Here is an 18,912-nt window from a genome sequence, read left to right as displayed (position 1 = left end):
CTGCCATGCGGCGCATCAGTCGAATGCGCTGGCCCACTTCACGCAGATTTCACACTGCTCGCGCAAGCGGCCGCCAGCATTCGATCCATCGCAACACGAGGGACGCCATGAAATTGTTCTCCAATTCCGTTCTGCTCAAGGTCTTGCTGCTGGCCGCATTGACGCTGCTGGCGGTGCTTCCGCTGTCGCAGATTTCCGGCCTCATCCACGAGCGCGGCGCCAGCCGCGACCAGGCCAAGCAGGCGCTGGCGGCGGCGCATGCCGGGCCGCAGACGCTCGCCGGGCCCGTGATCGTCGTCCCCTACGTCGAGCGCTGGGTCGAGGAGAAGCGCGGCGACGACGGCAAGCTCAAGGCCACCGTGCCGCACAGCCGGGAGTTGGCGCACATCATCTTCCCGGAGCGCTTCGACCTGCGCGGGGAGATGAATGCGCAGCAGCGGTACCGCGGCATCTTCACCGTGCAGTTCTACGACCTGAAGGCGGGCGTGACCGGGCGGTTCCCGGCGTTCGATCCGGCGACCATCAAACCCAGCACGGCGGCGGCCACGCTGGAGATCGGCGCGCCCCTGCTGGCCATGTCGCTCAGCGACATCCGCGGGCTGCAGGGTGCGCCAGCCCTCACGCTGGCCGGCGAGTCCGCGCGCTGGCTGCCGCGCATTCCCGGCCTGCCGGCCGGTTCGCTGCTGGCGCAAGGCATCCACGTGCCGCTGGCCGGCGCCGCGCTCACCGCCTGGCAGCAGCGCAGGGCGATCGACTGGCGCATGCAGATCGCGCTGGTCGGCCAGGAGCGCCTGTCCATCCTGCCGCTGGCCGACGAGACCACCGCGCACCTGAAATCGAATTGGCCGCACCCCAGCTTTGGCGGGGAATTCCTGGCGACCCGCCGCACGGTCACGGACACCGGCTTCGAAGCCGACTGGGCGGTGTCGTCGCTCTCCAGCGCCGCGCGCATGCAATTGCTGCGTGGGGGCGAGGCGGGGCGGCCGGGCGACCTGTCGGCCCTCGACACCTTCGACGTGAGCCTGGTGGAGCCCCTGAACGTGTACGCGATGGCGACGCGCGCGGTGAAGTACGGCCTGCTGTTCGTGGCGCTCACGCTGATGGCGGCCTTCATGTTCGAGCTGTTCCGCGATTTGCGGCTGCACCCGGTGCAGTACGGCCTGGTGGGCCTGTCCATCACGCTGTTCTTCCTGCTGTTGCTGGCGCTGTCCGAGAAGGTGGACTTCCTGATCGCCTACGCCGTGGCCGCCGGGGCGAGCGTTCTGCTGCTCACGGTTTACTTCAGCGCGGTGCTCCGGGGCTGGCGCCGCGGGCTGGGGCTGGGCGGCTACGTCACGGTGCTGTACGCCGCGCTCTACGGCCTGCTGTCCTCGGAAGACAACGCCTTGCTGCTGGGGGCGCTGCTGCTGTTCGGCTTGCTGGGCCTGCTGATGGTCGCGACGCGGCGAGTCGACTGGTACGCGCTCTCCGGACCTCGCGAGCCGGCGCCGGAACCAGCGTCAGCCTGACGGCAGGCGCGGCAGCGAGAGGGTGGCGACGGCGCCACCCTCCTTGCCGTTTTCCAGTGCCGCCTTGCCGCGATGCAGCGTGGCGATCTGCCGCACGAAGCTCAGGCCCAGGCCCGTGCTCTTGCGGCCGGTACGCGGGCGCGGCAGCGAGTAAAACTTCTCGAACAGATGGCTTTGGGCATAGCCGGGAATGCCGGGGCCGTCGTCTTCGATCCGGATGTTGGCGCTGGCGTCCGTGGCGTCGAGATGGACGCGGACCTCGCTGCCCTCCGGCGCGAAATCGATCGCGTTGTCCAGCAGGTTGCCGACGGCCCGGCGCAGCAGGAAGGTGTCGCCCTCGACCGCGACACCGGCCCTGGCGCCGGGCACCACCCGCACGACCCGCACCTGGCGCGCCGCCGCGCTCGCCTGCGCGGCGGACACGAGTTCGTCGAGCAGCGCATCGAGCGCGACCGCCTGCACCTCGCGCAGCGAACGCCGCGCCTCCAGCGTGGTCAGCTCCATCATCCGGTCGACCACTTCCTGGATGCGCTGCGTCTCGCCGGCGATGTTGGCCAGGAAGCGCTGCCGGTCGGTCGGATCCATGCCGGCTTCCTGCAGCAGCTCGGTGGCGCCGCGGATCGCCGACAGCGGACTCTTGAGTTCGTGCGTGAGCGTCTGCACGTAGTCGGCCACGTAGTTGCGGCCGGCCAGCGCGTCGCGCATTTCCTCGAAAGCCTCGCGGATGGCGCCGAGCGCGCGCCGCCCGATGGGTCGCAGGCTCAGCTTGCGTTGGGCGCGCACGTAGCGCACGAAGTCGCCGATGATGCCGAAGGGCCGCACCAGCCAGGCCGACAGCGCCAGCGCCATCAGCAGCACGGCGGCCGCCGAAAGGATGCCGACGTAGAGCGTCTTGCGCCGCGCCGCCTCGACGAACTGGCCGAAGCTGCGCACCGGCTTCGCCACCGATACGGCGCCGACGATGGTGCCGTTGGCCCGCACGGGCGCGGCCACGTACATCACGGAGCTCAGGGGGTTGTCCTCAATGTCCGCCGTGGTGCGCGCGCCGTACTCGCCGCGCAACGCGAGCCGGACATCGCGCCACTGCGAAAAATCGGCGCCCGCCTGCTGCCCACGCGAATCGAACAGCACGCGGCCGGTGGCATCGACGACGAAAAGCCGCAGCTCCACGCGTTGCTTGCTGTGGCTGAAGATCTGCGCGTCGAAGCGCCGGGCATAGACGGACGCGAACAGCGGCCCGAGCCGCGCGGTGTCGATCGCGCCGTTGCGCAGGTCGCTTTCCACCAGGCCGGCCATCACCTGCGCGGTCTCGACCAGGGATTCCTCGGCGGACTCGCGGTAGCGCGGGTCCAGGTCCGCCAGCACGCGATAGAGCAGGAAGGCTGTGCCTGCCAGATAAATCAGCAGGATGCCGAGGAAGATCCGGCTGCGCTTGCTCACTGAAGTGACGGGAGATCCTCGGCCAAGGCGTAGCCCGAGCCGCGCAACGTGCGGATCGGCTCCACGTCCGCCGCCACCGCCTTCAGCTTGGCGCGCAGCGTCTTGATGTGCGCATCCACCGTGCGGTCGAGGCTGTCGCTGGCGTCGTCCCAGACCCGCTCCAGCAGCTCGGCGCGCGTGTAGACCCGCCCGGGCTTGCGCAGCAGCACCCGCAGGATGCCGTATTCATAGCGCGAGAGTTCCAGCAGGCGGCCGTAGAACCGGATCTGGTGGCGCTCTTCGTCCAGGTGCCACGGCGCATTGGCATCCACGGCCGCGGCCGCAGAAGCAGCGGCCGCGGGCCGCGCGCTGCGGCGCAGGATGCCGCGCACGCGCGCCACCAGTTCGCGCGGCGAAAACGGCTTGGCCACGTAGTCGTCCGCGCCGAGTTCCAGGCCGACGACGCGGTCGATCTCGTCGCTGCGCGCGGTGAGGAAGAGCATCGGCACCTCGGCCCCACCTGGCAGCGCCTGCAGGCGCTTGAAGAGCTCGAAGCCGTTCAGGTCCGGCAGCCCGACGTCGAGGAGCGCGAGCGCGGGTGGCTCGGCCGCGAATTCGCGCAGGGCCTGCTCCGCCGTGACGCAGCAGACCGGCGTGAAGCCGTCGGTGGCCAGGACATAGCGGATGGTGTCGGCGATGCCGGGTTCGTCTTCGACGACGAGGATGCGCGGCTTGAGCAGCATGGCGCTATTGTGACGACCCCGGCGGCAGCAGCGGCTGCCACTCGGACCCGCACGGTGCGTGCACGCCCAGCACCGTCTCCGGACTCGCCAGTTCGATGTGAAGCGCATGCAGCCACAGCCGCTGCACCCCCAGCCATTCGGCCACGGCGCGGTTGTGCGCGCCCTTGCCGTGCGTGGTGTCGCCCACCAGGGGATGCGCGATGCGCTTGAAATGCCGGCGGATCTGGTGGCGGCGGCCGGTGAGTGGCTCCACCTCCATCAGCGCGTAGCGGCTGGTGGCATGCCGAGCGTCAACGCTGAAGGGCCACTCGAAGCAGGCGAGCCGCCGGTAGCGCGTCAGCGCGGGCACTTGCGGCTGGCCCGTGGATGGCAGCTCGGGATCGCGCGCGAGCGGCTGGTCGATCTCGCCTTCGGCGGGCGGCCAGCCGCGCACCAGGGCCAGGTAGCGCTTGCGCACCTGGCCGGTTTCGAAGGCCAGGCCCCAGTGCCGCGCGGCCTCGGCATGGCGCGCGAAGAGCAGCACGCCGCTGGTCGCCTTGTCCAGCCGGTGCAGCGGCCACAGGCGCTGGCCCAACTGGCTGCGCAGCAACTGCAGGGCCGTGCGCTCCTCGTGCGCGTCCAGCGCCGACGGATGCACGAGCAGGCCGGCCGGTTTGTCGATGGCGACCAGGTCGGCGTCGGCGTGGAGGATGGTGAGCTGTGCTTCGTGCAAGCGCGAATCGTACTGGGCAGCGCAAGCTAAGCTTGGCGGATGGATGCCGACCGCTTCACCCGCGCCGTACTCGCCAACCGCCACAACCGCGCCATCCTGGAACGCTGGGACCGGTTGGCGCTGCCCGATGGCTGGCTGGTGGCCGGCTGCCTGTTCCAGACCGTCTGGAACCTCAAGGGCGGCGCGGCGGCTGAAGCGCACATCAAGGACTACGACCTCTTCTACTTCGACGGCGCCGACCTTTCGGAAGAAGGCGAGCGCCAGGTGCAGGCGCGCGTGGACGAGGTGCTGGGCGACCTGGGCGTGGCCGTCGAGGCCAAGAACCAGGCGCGCGTGCATCTCTGGTACCCGGAATACTTCGGCCATGCCTACCCGCCACTGGGCAGCGCGCGGGACGGCATCGACCGGTTCCTCGTGCCGGCCACCTGCGTCGGGATCCGGCCGGACAGCACGGGCTGGGAGATCTACGCCCCGTACGGCCTGGCCTTGCTGGACGAAGGGCGGCTCACGCGCAACCCGCTCACGAACCACGCCGCGCTGTTCCAGGCCAAGGCGCATTCCTACCGGGCTCGCTGGCCCTGGCTGCGCATCGAAAGCTGACCGGCGCGCCGCGCGCCGTTCGGAATCTTCGCCGCTCTCCTACGCCCGCCGCGCCGCACCGCGCTTAGGCTTCGCGCATGAACGATTGGCTGGGTTGGCTGCAATGGCCCGCGATGGTGGTCTCCGTCGTCGCGGCTTTCCTGGTGGGCTCGACGGTGGCCGGCCGCCGCAAGGCCGGCTTCTGGGTGTTCCTGTTCAGCAACCTGCTCTGGATCGCCTGGGGGCTGCCCGCGCAGGCGTACGCCCTGGTCTGCCTGCAGGTCGCCCTGGGGGTGATGAACATCCGCGGGATGCGCAAGAACGAGAAGGAGCAGCGCAAGGAAGAGGGCGGCGGCTCGCCTGGCGCGCGAGCCGGCGTCCGCTCGGGGTGATCGCACCAGCGCCGGCACGCGTCTGCAGTCTCCCGCGTGTCTTCGGCTCGCCGCCGCGCGAGCTATCCTGCGGCGATGTTCCACCGCATCCTGATCGCCAACCGGGGCGAAATCGCCCTGCGCCTGGTGCGCGCCTGCCGCGACCTGGGCGTGGCCAGCGTCGCCGTCCATGCCGGGGACGACGCCGCTTCGCCGCATGTGCGGCACGCGGGCCAGGCGGTGCCGCTGGGCGCCAGCGGACCGGCCGCCTACCTGGACGTGGCCCGCCTCGTCGCCATCGCCCGCGAGCAGGGCTGCGACGCCGTGCATCCGGGCTACGGCTTCCTGAGCGAGCGCGCCGACTTCGCGCAGGCCTGCGCGGCAGCCGGTGTCGCTTTCATCGGTCCGACGCCGGAGCAACTGGCGCTGTTCGGCGACAAGGCCCGCGCGCGCCAGTTGGCCCGCGGCTGCGACGTGCCGCTGCTGCCGGGCAGCGTCGGCACGGTGGACTTGCCGGAGGCCCAGGCCTTCTTCGCCGCCCAACCCGCCGGCACCGGCTTGATGGTCAAGGCGATCGGTGGCGGCGGCGGTCGCGGCATGCGTGCGGTGTTCGACGCCGCGGACCTGCCCGAGGTTTTCGCCCGCTGCAGCTCGGAGGCCCGCGCCGCTTTCGGCGTGGAGGGTGTGTACGTCGAGCGGCTGATGCCGCGCGCCCGCCACATCGAGGTGCAGGTGCTGGGCGACGGCGAGACCGTGATCGCGCTGGGCGAACGCGAGTGTTCGTTGCAGCGGCGGTTCCAGAAGCTGGTGGAGATCGCGCCCAGTCCCAGCCTGCCGGAAGCGCTACGCCAAGCGGTGACCGACGCCGCATTGCGCATGGCGCGCCAGGTGCGCTACCGCAGCCTGGGCACCTTCGAATTCCTGGTCGATGCCGCATCGGCCGATCTGCCCTTCGTCTTCCTGGAGGCGAACCCGCGGCTGCAGGTGGAGCACACCGTCACCGAGGAGGTGCTGGGGCTCGACCTGGTGCAATTGCAGCTGCGCGTGGCCGCTGGCGAACCGCTGCACGCATTGGGCCTGGACCCGCGGCAGGCGCCGCGGCCGCAGGGCTTCGTCGTGCAGTGGCGCATCAATGCTGAAACCCTCGATGCCGAGGGGCAAGCCCGGCCCGCGCATGGCCGGCTCGACCGTTTCGAGTTGCCTGCAGGTCCCGGCATCCGCGTCGACACGCACGGCAGCACCGGAGCCGAGCCCTCCCCGCACTACGACACGCTGCTCGCCAAGCTGGTGGTGCATTCGCGCTCCGCCGACTTCGCCGATGCGGTGCGGCGTTGCCGCGGCGCCCTGGCCGAGTGCCGCATCGCCGGGCTGCCGACCAACCTGGCCCTGCTGCGTGCGCTGGCGGCGCGGCCGGAGTTCGCGTCGCAGGAGCTGCACACGCGATTCGTCGAGGAGCACCTGGTGGCCTTGCTGGCGGAGGCGCAGGGGCATGCGTCCATCGAGGTGCCGTCCGCCGCTTCCAGCAATGCGGCCACGGAGCACGAGACGGTGCCTGAGGGCGCACTCGCGGTGCGCGCGCCCATGCCCGGGCGCGTGGTGCAGGTCGATGCGGCCGTGGGCCAGCGGGTCGCAGCCGGCGCCCAGCTGGCCGTGCTGGAGGCGATGAAGATGGAGCACGTGCTGCATGCCCCGCAGTCCGGCCGCGTGCTGGAGGTGCGCACGCACGCCGGCGCGCTGCTGCGCGAAGGCCAGGTGATCGTGGTACTGGAACCGGCCGAAGCGGACGACATGGATGAGACGCGGCAGCAGGCCGTGGACCTCGATGCCATCCGCCCCGACCTGCAGCGCGTGCTGGACCGGCATGCGTTCACGCAAGACGCGGCCCGGCCGGAGGCGGTTGCGAAACGCCACGCCCAGGGCGGCCGCACCGCGCGCGAGAACGTGGCCGACCTGTGCGACGCCGGCAGTTTCATCGAATACGGGGCGCTGGCCGTGGCGGCACAGACGCGGCGCCGCAGCATGGAAGACCTGATCGCGAACACGCCCGCCGACGGCATGGTGACCGGCATAGGCACCATCAACGCCGCCGACTTCGGCCCCGAGCGCTCGCGCTGCGTCGTCATGGCCTACGACTACACCGTGCTGGCCGGCACGCAGGGCATGCGCAACCACCACAAGAAGGACCGCATGCTGTCGCTCGCGCACCAGCTGGGCCTGCCGGTGGTGCTGTTCGCCGAGGGCGGCGGCGGGCGGCCCGGTGACGTCGACATGCCCATCGTGGCGGGACTGAACAACCACACCTTCAGCCAGTTCGCCGCGCTCTCGGGCAAGGTGCCGGTGGTGGGCGTCGTGCATGGCCGCTGCTTCGCCGGCAACGCCGCGCTGCTCGGCTGCGCCGACGCCATCATCGCCACCGCGGCCAGCAACATCGGCATGGGCGGGCCCGCGATGATCGAGGGCGGCGGCCTCGGCCGCTTCCGGCCGGAGGAGATCGGCCCGAGCCACGTGCAATGGGCCAATGGCGTCATCGACATCCTGGTGAAGGACGAAGCTGAGGGCGTCGCCGCGGCGCGCCGCTACGTGTCGTACTTCCAGGGGCCGGTGGCGCACTGGGACTGCGCCGACCAGCGCCTGCTGCGCCAGGCGGTCCCGGAGAACCGGCTGCGCGTCTACGACATCCGCGAAGCGATGCGCCTGCTGGCCGACCAGGGCTCGGTGCTGGAACTGCGCGGCGGCTTCGGCGCCGGCATGATCACGGCGCTGGCCCGCATCGAGGGCCGGCCGGTGGGCCTGCTCGCCAACAACCCCCGCCACCTCGGTGGCGCCATCGATGCGGAGGCGGCGGACAAGGCGGCACGCTTCATGGAACTGTGCGACGACCACGGCCTGGCGATCGTGTCGCTGTGCGACACCCCCGGCTTCATGGTGGGGCCCGAGGTTGAGGAGCACGCCCAGGTGCGCCGCGTCTGCCGCATGTTCGTGGTGGCCGCGCATTTGCGCGTCCCCTTCTTCGCCGTGGTTCTGCGCAAGGGCTATGGCCTCGGTGCGCAGGCGATGACCGCCGGCGGCTTCGACGCGCCCGTGTTCACCGTCTCCTGGCCGACCGGCGAGTTCGGCGCGATGGGCCTGGAGGGCGCGGTGAAACTGGGCTTTCGCAAGGAGCTGGAGGCGGCCGCGCCCGGCGCCGAGCGCGACGCGTTGTATGAGCGCCTGGTGGCGCAGCAGTACGCGAACGGGCAAGCGATGAACATGGCGGCCACGCTGGAGATCGACGCCGTGATCGATCCGGCCGAAACGCGCGGCTGGCTGGTGCGGGGGTTGGACTCGGCGCACCGGCAGCGCGCCGCGCAGCCGCGCGGCTGAGCCCGGACTCAGTCCGGCTGCGGCTTCCCTGGGGCTGCTTGACTTTGCGGCCTGCGGTACTTCTGGATGCAGGGCTTTTCCAGCAGATGCCAGGTCGCGGCCGCCAGCGCGGTCGCACCGAGGAGCACGGCCAGGAGCAGGCGTTCCGCCTGCAATTCGGGAATCGACCGGGTGAGCGCCAGCAGCACCGGCATGTGCCAGAGGTAGATGCCGTAGCTGAGTTCGCCGAGATAGCGCAGCGGCCGCAGCACCGCGGCCGAGGCGATCGGCAGGGTGAGCGCCGCGATCAGCAGCGACGTGCATGCCAGCGAGAGGATGGGCCGCCACCAGACGATCTGCGCCGGTGAATTCAGGTAGCCGGTGGGCATCTGCAGCGTCGCCGCCAGCGCGAACAGCGCCGCGGCCGCACCCGCGGCCAGGGCGAAGCGTCCCCAGCCCGGTGCCAGCAGCCCGGGGCGCGTGCGCAGCAGCAGCGCGAGGCCGATGCCCAGCCCGAACTGGTCGATCACGCCCGGCAGCTGGGTGGCGTAGATGAAGCGGACGATGCCGTTCATGTCTTCGGTGGCGATGGCCACGCCGGTGCGCCACGCCGCCGCGACCAGCACGCACGTGAGCACCAGCGCGGCCGGCCGCATCTTCAACAGGCGCGGCGCCAGCAGGCACATCACCGCGTAGAACTGCATCTCCAGCCCGATCGACCAGCTCGGCCCGTTGATGGAGCCGTGCGTTCCCGGGAACAGGTTGTGGATGAAGAGCGCGTGCGAGACCAGGTGCGCCCAGAGCTTGTCGACCGGCTGCACCAGCAGCCAGCGCGCATCGATCAGGAAGATCACCACCAGGCACGTGAGCAAATACAACGGCACGATGCGGGCCAGCCGGTGCCGGATGAAGTTGCGCCGGAAATCCGTGCCTTCGGCATCGACGCCGGCGAACGCGGTCCAGGCGATGACGAAGCCGCTGATGCCCAGGAAGATGTCGACGCCGAGCCAGCCTTCCTGGATGAACCAGCCCAGGCCTTCGCGCGGCGAGCCGGCCCAGGGGACGATCTCCTTCACGTGATAGGCCAGCACCAGCAGGGCGGCCACGCCGCGCAGGATGTCGATGCCGTCGAAGTGCCGCGCACGGGGCGCCGGGGCGGTGGGCTGCAAAAGAGGGAGGCGCTGGGCGGGAGGCGTGAAGCGGCTGATTGTAGGGGGGCGGTCCGGCCAGGCTCCTAGTCCGGGTAGGGCTTCTCCGTGCGCGGCGCATCGGGCAGCTGCTCGTCGAGCGACTGGCGATAGCGCACGCAGCCCCGCAGGAACTCGGGCCAGCTGGGAACGACCGGCACCGGGTCCGTGGCCTCGGGCAGCAGGCCCCAGAGTTGCGGATGGTGCCAGCACAGCTCGTGCTCCGTGCTGCCCCGGTGCGCGCGGATGCCTCTGCGGAGCTTCAACACCTCGGCGAGGAGCTCCCCCCGGCTCAGCGCCTGCAGGTCGGCGTCGCCGTCGCCCGCAGCCGCGCCGGCACGCCGCGCGTACAGGAAGCGCGCGTAGCCGATCTCCGCGGCGTTCTTCATCAGCTCCAGGTTGGCCCAGGCCACGATTTCGCCGAACGGCCGGCCCGACACCGGCCAACGGCTGCGGCTGTCGGCCTGCCATTCGGAGTCGGGAAGCGTGGCCAGTTGCGCCTGCCACGCGTCGCGCAAGGCCCGCAGCCTCGCGCGCACGCCGTCGGCGTCGCCCGGCCAGGGGACGGCCTCGCGCCGCAGCTGCCCGGCGCCGAACGTGTGGTCCAGCAGCATGGACCACCAGAACACCATGTGCCAGGTCAGCCAGCCGATGCTGGGCGGGCCCAGGTCGTAGCGCTCGTGCTCGGGCCAATCGGCGGTCCAGGTGCCGTCCGGCGTGCGGTGCACGTGCGGGCCCTGGTCCGCGGGCCGCCACAGGCACTCTTCGGTGGTCAGGTTCTCGAGGTGCAGCCAGGCCAGGGTCCAGGCGGTGTCGAACTGCGTGTTGAGCCAGAGACGGGAAGGGGATGGAACCATCGCCCAAAGTCTAGTGCGCGATGGCCGTGCCGTGTCGACGTGTGATGGCTCAGGCATGATCACGGCAGGCTGCCGATCCGCTATCCATGATGAGCTTGAATTCGCTGAACACCCCTGCCGCCCTGGTCGACGTCGAGCGCCTGCAGCGCAACGTGCGGCGCATGCAGGACCGCGTCGATGCGCTGGGCGTGGCTTTCCGCCCGCACGTGAAAACCACCAAATGCCTGGACATCGTGCAGCTGCAGCGCGCCGCTGGCGCCCGCGGCATCACCGTGTCGACCTTGAAGGAGGCGGCCCGGTTCCATGCGGCCGGCTTCACGGACATCCTGTACGCGGTGGGCATCGTGCCAGCCAAGCTGCCGCAGGCGCTGGCCCTGCGCCAGGGCGGCTGCGACCTGAAGCTGATCACCGACAGCGTGGAGGGCGCGCAGGCCGTGGGCGCATTTGCCAGGGACCACGGCCACACCTTCGACGTATGGATCGAGATCGACAGCGACGGGCACCGCTCCGGCGTGCCGCCGGAAGCGCCGGCCCTGCTGGACATCGGCCGCGCGCTGGCCGAAGGCGGCACGCGGCTCGGCGGCGTGATGACGCACGCCGGCGCCAGCTACGAACTCGACACGCCGGCCGCGCTGGCCGCCCTGGCCGAGCAGGAGCGCGCCGGCTGCGTACGCGCGGCCGAGCGGCTGCGCGCCGCCGGCTGGCCTTGCCCGGTGGTGAGCGTGGGTTCGACGCCCACCGCGTTGTCCGCTCGTGCTTTGCCCGGTGTCACCGAAGTTCGCGCGGGAGTCTATGTCTTCTTCGACCTGGTGATGGCCAACGTCGGCGTCTGCGCGCCCGATGACATCGCGCTCAGCGTGCTCACCACCGTCATCGGCCACCAGGCCGACAAAGGCTGGGCGATCGTCGACGCCGGCTGGATGGCGATGAGCCGCGACCGCGGCACGCAGAAGCAGAAGCACGACTATGGCTACGGCCAGGCCTGCACGCCGGAGGGCGAGGTGATTCCCGGCTACGTGCTCTCGGGCGCGAACCAGGAGCACGGCATCCTGTCGCGAGCGGGCGCCATGGATCCCGAGATCGCGCGGCGTTTCCCCGTGGGGACCCAACTGCGCATCCTGCCCAACCACGCCTGCGCCACCGGGGCGCAGTTCCCGCACTACGACGCGCTGGCCGCCGACGGCAGCTTGCGCGAATGGCCCCGCTTCCACGGATGGTGAATTGATGCCGACCTACGCCAACTCCCCCGACATGGCCGCGCCCGGCGGCCACTACAGCCATGCGACCCTGGCCCAGGGCCTGGTGTTCGTCTCGGGCCAGCTGCCGATCACGCCGGCCGGCGAGAAGCTCACCGGTGCGCCCTTCGAACAGCAGGCCAGGCAGGTGCTCGCCAATGTGGCCGCCGCGATCTCCGCCTTCGACTGCTCGCCGAGCGACCTGGTGCAGGTCCGGGTGTACCTGGCCAGCCTCGACCACTGGCCAGCGTTCAATGCGATCTACGCGGAATGGATCGGCACCGCGCGGCCCAGCCGGGCCGTGGTCCCGACCGGGCCGTTGCACTTCGGCTTGCTGCTCGAGGTGGAAGCGGTCGCCGTCATTCCGGTGCCGCCAGACCGGCCCTGAGAGCGAACTACAACGGGACCGGCAGCAATGGATCGGGCGCGAACGGCCCGAGCACCTTCTGCGTGCCCGTCCACACGAGCCACGAAACCCAGCGGCGGCCGCCGTCGCTGCTGCAATACACCAGGAACTGGCCCTGCGAGGTCTTGTGCGCGCGGTAGGCGAGATCCGGGCAGTCGTCGATCCTGGCCAGGGCCATGGTGCGTGACAGGTCGGTGTTGGTGGCGCGGCGCCAGTTGCCCTCGAAGTCGGCGGCGACCGGCGGCTTGGGCGCCCGGCTCGTCGCGCTTTGCGGCTCCTCCCGCATGATGGAGACGACCACGGCAGCGATCGCGAGCAGGATGGCGACAGCGCGGATCTTGCCCATGGGCAAGCCGCCCTTTTCTGGCTCCGGCAACGTGTTCATCGGCAAGCGCTGTTCCCCCACCACAATGCAGCCCGGACTATAGTCGGGCTACATCCCGTTACAGGCACCGTTGGGGAAGACGCCCGGCCAAGCCGTGCACTCTATTGCGATGCTGTGATCCCGCCGTCGATATACAGCACCTGCCCTGTGATGAAAGTCGCGCCGGGGCCGGCGAAGAAAAGGGCCGCGCCAGCGACATCCTTGGGATCCGCCACGCGGCCGAGCGGGATCCGATCGAGCACCTGGGCCCGCGTCTTCGGGTTCTCCAGCCAATGCGTCGCCATCTCAGTCCGCACGACCGTCGGCGCGATGCCGTTGACCGTGATGCCGTGCGGAGCGAGTTCGCTGGCGTGCTGCCGGATCAGCATCACGAGGCCGCCCTTGGTGCTGCAATAGGCGGAGTAGCCGCGGCCGCGCAAGCCCAGTTGCGCCCGCACCGACAGCAGGTGCACCTGCGCGCCGCCACGGCCGCCGGCGATCTGGTGCCTGGCGGCGGACTGCGCGAGGAACATCGCCGACTTCAGGTTCACCGCGAGCATCTCGTCGAAGGTTTCCTCGGTGACTTCCAGCAGTGCCTGCTCCTTCTGGATTCCGATGCAGTTGACCAGCACGTCGAAGCGGCCCCAGTGCCCGGCCACTGCGTCCACCGAGGAACGGATGTCGGCGACGGAATGCGCGTCCATGGCGAGGCCCAGCGCACCGTGGCCGGCCGCCGCGAGGCTGGCGGCCATGGCTTCCGCCTTGCGCGGGTCGCGTCCGGAGACGGCCACCTTCGCGCCCGCGAGCGCCAGCGCCCAGGCGATGGCCTCGCCGATGCCGCCATAGCCGCCGGGCACATAGGCGACCTTGCCTTGCAGGTCGAACAGGCCGGTGAGTTCGCGGGCGAAATCGATGCGGGGGGGAATGACCGCCATGGCTTCAGTCCATCAGCAAGCCACCGTTGAGGTCGATGACCTCGCCGGTGATGAAGCCGGCCAGCGGCGAGGCGAGGAAGCGCACGACGTGGGCGAACTCCTCCGGTTCGCAGAACCGGCCAACGGGAATGTCCTTCAGCAGCTTCTGCCGCTGCTCCTCGTTGAGCTGCTCGGTGATCATCGGCGTCTTCACGTAGGCCGGCGAGATGGCATTGGCCGTGACGCCGTGCGGCGCGAGCTCGCGGGCCAGCGAGAACGTGAGCGAGGCCAGCGCGCCCTTGGACACCGAGTACGCCGTGCCCGCCGTCAGGCCACCCGTCTTCGCCGCGAGCGAACTGGTGTTGATGATGCGGCCCCAGCGCCGTGACTTCATCGCGGGCAGCACGCATTGCGCCAGGTAGAAGGCGCCGTCGAGATTGGCGCCGAGCACGCGGCGCCACTCGGCGGCGTCCGTCGCTTCGGCCTTGTTGTTCGACAGGATGCCGGCGTTGTTGACGAGGATGTCCACGGGGCCGAGCGCGGCGGCGATGGCCTCGTGCCCGGCACGCGCGGCTTGCGCGTCGCTGATGTCGAAGCAGAAAGCCCGCGCCTTCGGGCCCAGTTGTTCGGCCAGCTCGCGCGTGCGGCGCTCGTTCACATCCACGAGCGCGATCTTGCAGCCATCCTCCAGCAGAAACTTCACCACGGCCAGCCCCATGGTGCCGGCCGCGCCGGTGACCAGGGCGACCTTGCCTTGCAGCACGCCTTCAGACATCGAGCACGCTCTTCTTTCCGAACAGGCCGCGGGACCGGAAGGTCACGACGGCAATGAACAACAGGTACATGGACACCAGGGACCATTCAGACGCATAGGCGCCGGTCAGGCCGACCACGATGCCCACCATCAACCCGGCAATGACCGCGCCCCAAAGCGATCCGACGCCCCCCAGCACGATGATCAGGAAGGCCGGCACCACCGCATCCACGCCCACGTGCGGCCGGATGCCCCAGATCGGCGCCATCACCACGCCGGCGATGGCCGCCAGCCCGACGCCGATGGCGAACACCAGCAGGCGCAGCTTCGGCAGGTTCACGCCCAGCGCGCGCACCATTTCGCTGTCATGCGCCCCGGCCTTGATGATGGCGCCGTAGGGCGTCTTCTCCAGGAACAGCCAGAGGCCGAAGATGGCGAACACCGCGAAGCCGCTCGCGAAGAGGCGGTACTTCGAGTAGATCAGGTCACCGATCAGGAAGGCGCCGGAAATCACCTCGGGCAGTTGCAGCTGCTTCTCGGTGGACCCCCAGATCAGGCGAATGCCTTCTTCGATCACCAGCGCCGCGCCGAAGGTGAGCAGCAGCCCATAGAGCGGGTCGCGCCCATAGGTGCGCCGCATGCACAGCTCCAGCAGCATGCCGAAGATGCCCACGAACAACGGCGCGAGCAGCAGGGCGACCAGGTAGCGCGTGCCCAGCGGCAGGCTCATGTACGCGGCCTGCAGGTTGGGAAACCATCCGAGCTGCGGCGAGACGAAGAACAGGGCGAAATACATGCCCAGCGCGAACAGCGAGCCGTGCGCCAGGTTGATCGTCTCCATCACGCCCACGATCAGCATGAAGCCGAGCGCGATCAGGGCGAACAGCAGCCCCAGCGAGATGCCGTTGACGAGGTGGGGGAGCAGGGCCAGCAGCCAATCCATGGTCGGTGTTTCCGTTATAGCTCGTGGCTGGGGGTGGCGGAATAGGGTTCGAGCTGGCAGGCGGCCGGCGCGGCGCGGTCCTCCACCTCTTCCGGCTTCTGCATGCCCAGGATGCGGTACAGGTCGTCCGGGTCGCGCGGCCGGCTGTTGGAGGACGCCATTTAGATGGTCTGCTGCAGCTGGTGCGTCTGCGGGTTCATCCAGGCGTCGTGGTGCTGCATGCGGTCGCGCGCCGGCACCCGCAGGTTCTCCAGCTCGCGGATCACCTTCAGGTTGTTCGTGGTGCCCACGCGCTCCACGGCGCGGAGCAACTCGCGCGTCGCCATGTAGCCGTTGTAGTAGACGTTGCCCGGCACCTTGATGCGGTAGCCGGGGTTGAAGGCGCGGTAACGTTCGACGAACTGCGTGACGCCGGGCAGGGCCAGCGCCCAGTACCAGGTGGTGCCAAAGATGCCGAAGAGGGCGTCCTTGCCCGTGCCGTAGACGTCGGGCCAGTCCTGCTGGTTGTTGATCCAGGCGCAGCCGCGGTCCAGGCCGGCCTTGCGCACCTGGTCGCGCAGCGCCTTCAGGTCGTCGCCGCCGACGGCGGTGCCCACCACGCCCGGCTTCAGGACGGCGAGGCGCTTCAAGACCTCACTGAAGTCGCGGGCGTTCTGCGGCACGATGAGTTCCTGGATCACCTTGCCACCATTGGCTTCCACGATGGCGCGGATGCCCTTGGCGGTGTTGTGGCCCCACAGGTAATCGCTGGTCACCAGGACCCAATCGCGTCCGAACCCCGTCATGGCACCTCGCACGATGGCCGTGGAGAAATTGGTGCCGTTGCCGTCCCACACGAACTTGGTGCGGTGGCAGTCCTTGCCGGCTTCCGTCGGCGAGCTGGAGTTGGAGTTGAGGTAGACGACGCCGTACTGCTGCGCGAGTTTGGAGATCGCGCTGGCTGCCCCGGAATGCACCGCGCCGATCAGGAAGTTGACCTCCTGGTCCACCACCATGCGCTGCGCCACGCCCGCCGCCTTGACCGGGTCACCGCCGGTGTCGGCCTGCACCGTCTCGATCTGGCGGCCGAGCACGCCGCCGCGCTCGTTGGCTTCGGCGATCGCCATGCGGATGCCGCGCTGTTCGTCCTGACCGCTGGCGGCGTATTGGCCGCTGTCATCCGTGGTCAGGCCGATCAGCAACGGCCTCTTGCGTTTCGCCTGGGCCCAGGCGTGATGCGTGGACCAGGGACCCAGGAATCCGAGCGCGGCTGCGCCCGCGCGGCGCAGGACGCGCCGCCTTGGCATGGCAGGCATGGTGGGCTCCTTCGGAGGTGGCTAGGCTTCGTAACTCGGGGTCGACTCGTAGCTCTCGAGCTTGCAGGCGCCCGGCGCATCCTTGTCCATCACTTCCTTCGGGTCGATGTTGGACAGGATCTTGTAGATGTCGTCGCGCTCGGCCTGCTGTTCGTTGTACGAGGCCATGTAGATGGTCTGCTGGCACTGGTGCGTCGCCGGGTCGATCCAGGCGTCGTGGTGCTGCAGCCGGTCCGCTGCCTTCATCTGCCGGCCTTCCAGCTTCTTGATGACCGCGATGTTGTTGGTGGTGCCGGCCTCTTCCACGCAACGCAGCAGTTCGCGCGTGGCCATGTAGGCGTTGTGGTACACGTTGCCCGGCACGCGGATCGCCATGCCCGGGTACTGCTTCTGGTAGGCGGCCACGAACTCCTTCACACCCGGCAGGTTGAGGCGCCAGTACCAGGTGGTGCCGAACACGCCGAAGATGGCCTCCGGGCCCAGGCCGTACACGTCCGGCCAGTCCTGCTGGTTGTTGATCCAGGCGATGGACTGGTGCATCTTGAGCTGCACCACCTGCTGCCGCAGGGCCTTGATGTCGTCACCGCCCACCGCGGTGGCCACCACGGCCGGCTTCATCTGCTGCAGCTTGAGCAGGTAGGCGGAGAAGTCGCGCGTGTTCTGCGGCACCAGCAGTTCGTCGACGATGCGGCCGCCGTTGGCTTCGACCACTGCGCGCGTCGCCTTCGAGGTGTTGTGGCCCCAGACGTAGTCGTTGGTCATCAGCACCCAATTGCGCCCACTGGTCTTGATCGCGTTCTTGACGATCGCCTGCGAGAAGTTGGCGCCGTTGCCGTCCCACACGAACTTGACGCGGTGGCAGTCCTTGCCGGCTTCCGTCGGCGAACTGGAGTTGGTGTTCATGAAGATCGCGCCGTACTTCTGCGCCACCTGCGAGATCGCGTTGGCCACGCCGGAGTGCACGGCGCCGATCATGAAGGCCGCCTCGTTGCGGGTGATCATGCGTTCCGCCACGCGCGAGCCGGTGGCGGGCGTGGTCTCGGTGTCCATGTGGATCGCCTCGATGCGCCGGCCGAGCACACCGCCCTTGTCGTTGAACTCCTTGATGGCCATCATTGCGCCGAGGCGCTCCTCGCCACCCGAGGCCGCGTACTGGCCCGAGGCGTCCATCGTCAGGCCGATGACCAGCGGCTTCTTCTGCGCCGCCTGGGCCCAGGCATGGTTGTGTTTCCAGGGGCCGTAGAAGGGCGCCGCGCCGTACAGGCCCGCGCCGGCCAGGGCCAGTGCGGATTGCTTCAGCACCGAGCGGCGTGAAGGGGTCTTGGAATCGCTCATGGTTGTCTCCTTGCCTCGTTGAATTTGGGGATGGTTAGCGGGGAACGATGCGGACGTTGCTGGCCTTTTCCTGCGCCTCGAACAGCGAGGCGATCAGCTTGTCGCTGAATCCCAGGTTGGCGGCCTGCACGAAACTCTGGTGCGCCGCCTCGCCCATGAAGGACGCGACGGGCAGCATTTCGGCCAGATGGGTGTAGTAGCGCAGGTCTTTCTGCGCGTTGGCGATGCCGAACTTCATGCCGGTGAGGTCGCCTTCCTTCAGCATCTTCGTGCACATCATCTGGAAGATGCCGTTGTTGACGCCGCCGGCGGAGATCACGTCGTACAGGCTGTTCAGGTTGACGCCCGCCTTCGCGGCCACGGCGAAGGCCTCGGCGGTGCAGGCCGCGAAGCTCATGGCCATCATGTTGTTCACCAGCTTCAGCACGTGGCCGCTGCCGGGCGGTCCGACGTGGAACACGTTCTCGCAGAACGCCTTCAGGACAGGTTGCAGTGCCTCGAAGTCCGCGGCCTCGGCGCCCACCATGGTGTTGAGTCGGCCTTCCTCGGCTTCCTTCGGCGTGCGCGCCAGCGGAGCATCGATGAACTTCACGCCCTTGGCCGCGAGGTCGTTGCGGACCTTCGCGGTGGACGCGGGCTCCGCCGTCGAGGTGTCGACGACCACCAGGCCGGCGCGCGCCGCTTCCAGCAGGCCTTGCGGGCCGTAGACGATCTCCTCCACCTGCGGGGAGCCCGTCACGCAGATGAACACCACGTCCGCGGCGCGCGCGCAATCGGCGTTGGTCTTCGCCTCCTGCGCGCCGGCGGCCAACAGGTCCTCGAGATTGCTGCGGTTGCGGTTGGCCTTGAAGGTGAGCGGGAAGCCCTTGGCCAGGAGATTCTTCGCCATCCCGTGGCCCATCATCCCGATGCCGATGAATCCGATGCGTGTCGTCATGTTGTGTCCTG

The 18,912-nt window shown here is 69.5% G+C and carries 19 protein-coding genes; 6 read left to right on the top strand and 13 right to left on the bottom strand.

The window, feature by feature from the left end; all coding sequences use genetic code 11:
• The first annotated feature begins 107 nt into the window (after positions 1-107).
• On the top strand, positions 108-1,508 hold the full coding sequence (creD, locus tag FN976_RS13745; protein ID WP_145893608.1) for a cell envelope integrity protein CreD: 1,401 nt from the start codon (positions 108-110) through the stop codon (positions 1,506-1,508).
• Here the strand turns inward: creD and creC are convergent.
• The 3 genes from creC to FN976_RS13730 are packed head-to-tail and all read right to left on the bottom strand — an operon-like array spanning position 1,500 to position 4,382.
• Positions 1,500-2,948, bottom strand: coding sequence for a two-component system sensor histidine kinase CreC (gene creC, locus FN976_RS13740; protein WP_145893607.1), 1,449 nt, complete (start codon positions 2,946-2,948; stop codon positions 1,500-1,502). The genes creD and creC overlap by 9 nt on opposite strands.
• Positions 2,945-3,670, bottom strand: coding sequence for a two-component system response regulator CreB (creB, locus tag FN976_RS13735; RefSeq protein WP_145893606.1), 726 nt, complete (start codon positions 3,668-3,670; stop codon positions 2,945-2,947). The genes creC and creB overlap by 4 nt, the downstream gene beginning before the upstream one ends.
• Positions 3,671-3,674: 4 nt before the next feature.
• Positions 3,675-4,382 carry a pseudouridine synthase gene (locus FN976_RS13730; protein WP_145893605.1) on the bottom strand — a complete coding sequence of 236 codons (708 nt, stop codon included), beginning with the start codon at positions 4,380-4,382 and terminating at the stop codon, positions 3,675-3,677.
• Positions 4,383-4,421: 39 nt separating this feature from the next.
• Here FN976_RS13730 and FN976_RS13725 point away from each other — a divergent pair, with 39 nt between their 5' ends.
• The 3 genes from FN976_RS13725 (at position 4,422) to FN976_RS13715 (ending at position 8,695) form a co-directional block, all read left to right on the top strand.
• A complete protein-coding gene (locus tag FN976_RS13725; RefSeq protein ID WP_145893604.1) occupies positions 4,422-4,982 on the top strand; it encodes a nucleotidyltransferase family protein in 561 nt (186 codons plus the stop codon).
• 77 nt (positions 4,983-5,059) lie between these two features.
• Entirely contained in the window at positions 5,060-5,353 is a 294-nt protein-coding gene (locus tag FN976_RS13720) for a hypothetical protein (protein WP_145893603.1), read from the top strand.
• A gap of 75 nt (positions 5,354-5,428) precedes the next feature.
• The gene (locus FN976_RS13715) at positions 5,429-8,695 is read left to right on the top strand and encodes an acetyl-CoA carboxylase family protein (protein WP_145893602.1); all 3,267 of its coding nucleotides are present in this window, start codon (positions 5,429-5,431) and stop codon (positions 8,693-8,695) included.
• Positions 8,696-8,703: 8 nt separating this feature from the next.
• Here the strand turns inward: FN976_RS13715 and FN976_RS13710 are convergent, their stop codons facing one another.
• A complete protein-coding gene (locus FN976_RS13710; RefSeq protein WP_186510886.1) occupies positions 8,704-9,843 on the bottom strand; it encodes an acyltransferase family protein in 1,140 nt (379 codons plus the stop codon).
• A 65-nt stretch (positions 9,844-9,908) separates the two neighbouring features.
• A complete protein-coding gene (locus tag FN976_RS29185) occupies positions 9,909-10,718 on the bottom strand; it encodes a DinB family protein (RefSeq protein ID WP_222432816.1) in 810 nt (269 codons plus the stop codon).
• Between the two features lie 89 nt (positions 10,719-10,807).
• On the opposite strand from FN976_RS29185, the gene FN976_RS13695 reads away from it, so the two are divergent.
• Together FN976_RS13695 and FN976_RS13690 are read left to right on the top strand one after the other, a co-directional pair.
• Complete coding sequence (locus FN976_RS13695) at positions 10,808-11,938, top strand: DSD1 family PLP-dependent enzyme (protein ID WP_145893805.1); 1,131 nt, start codon at positions 10,808-10,810, stop codon at positions 11,936-11,938.
• A 4-nt stretch (positions 11,939-11,942) separates the two neighbouring features.
• Positions 11,943-12,341 carry a RidA family protein gene (locus FN976_RS13690; protein WP_145893600.1) on the top strand — a complete coding sequence of 133 codons (399 nt, stop codon included), beginning with the start codon at positions 11,943-11,945 and terminating at the stop codon, positions 12,339-12,341.
• Between the two features lie 7 nt (positions 12,342-12,348).
• On the opposite strand, the gene FN976_RS13685 is transcribed toward FN976_RS13690, so the two are convergent.
• The 8 genes from FN976_RS13685 to FN976_RS13655 all read right to left on the bottom strand — a co-directional run bounded on the left by FN976_RS13685 (position 12,349) and on the right by FN976_RS13655 (position 18,901).
• Positions 12,349-12,744: a hypothetical protein gene (locus FN976_RS13685; RefSeq protein ID WP_186510885.1), complete on the bottom strand. Its 396-nt coding sequence runs from the start codon at positions 12,742-12,744 to the stop codon at positions 12,349-12,351.
• Positions 12,745-12,845: 101 nt separating this feature from the next.
• Positions 12,846-13,658: an SDR family NAD(P)-dependent oxidoreductase gene (locus FN976_RS13680; protein ID WP_145893598.1), complete on the bottom strand. Its 813-nt coding sequence runs from the start codon at positions 13,656-13,658 to the stop codon at positions 12,846-12,848.
• A 4-nt stretch (positions 13,659-13,662) separates the two neighbouring features.
• Positions 13,663-14,412, bottom strand: a complete 750-nt coding sequence (locus tag FN976_RS13675; RefSeq protein ID WP_145893597.1) for an SDR family NAD(P)-dependent oxidoreductase — start codon at positions 14,410-14,412, stop codon at positions 13,663-13,665.
• The gene (locus tag FN976_RS13670) at positions 14,405-15,334 is read right to left on the bottom strand and encodes a branched-chain amino acid ABC transporter permease (protein WP_186510884.1); all 930 of its coding nucleotides are present in this window, start codon (positions 15,332-15,334) and stop codon (positions 14,405-14,407) included. Before FN976_RS13670 ends, FN976_RS13675 begins: the two co-directional genes overlap by 8 nt.
• 14 nt (positions 15,335-15,348) lie before the next feature.
• Complete coding sequence (locus tag FN976_RS29480) at positions 15,349-15,495, bottom strand: hypothetical protein (protein ID WP_255440413.1); 147 nt, start codon at positions 15,493-15,495, stop codon at positions 15,349-15,351.
• Positions 15,496-16,629, bottom strand: a complete 1,134-nt coding sequence (locus tag FN976_RS13665; RefSeq protein ID WP_255440412.1) for an ABC transporter substrate-binding protein — start codon at positions 16,627-16,629, stop codon at positions 15,496-15,498. It lies immediately after the preceding gene.
• A gap of 21 nt (positions 16,630-16,650) precedes the next feature.
• On the bottom strand, positions 16,651-17,964 hold the full coding sequence (locus FN976_RS13660; RefSeq protein ID WP_145893596.1) for an ABC transporter substrate-binding protein: 1,314 nt from the start codon (positions 17,962-17,964) through the stop codon (positions 16,651-16,653).
• Between the two features lie 34 nt (positions 17,965-17,998).
• Positions 17,999-18,901, bottom strand: coding sequence for an NAD(P)-dependent oxidoreductase (locus FN976_RS13655; RefSeq protein WP_145893595.1), 903 nt, complete (start codon positions 18,899-18,901; stop codon positions 17,999-18,001).
• Positions 18,902-18,912: the final 11 nt, after the last annotated feature.

This window comes from Caenimonas sedimenti (assembly GCF_007833165.1).
GTDB classification, from domain to species: domain Bacteria; phylum Pseudomonadota; class Gammaproteobacteria; order Burkholderiales; family Burkholderiaceae_C; genus Ramlibacter; species Ramlibacter sedimenti.
Note: the sequence above shows the minus strand (reverse complement) of the source record. Positions and strands in the feature narration are given on the sequence as shown.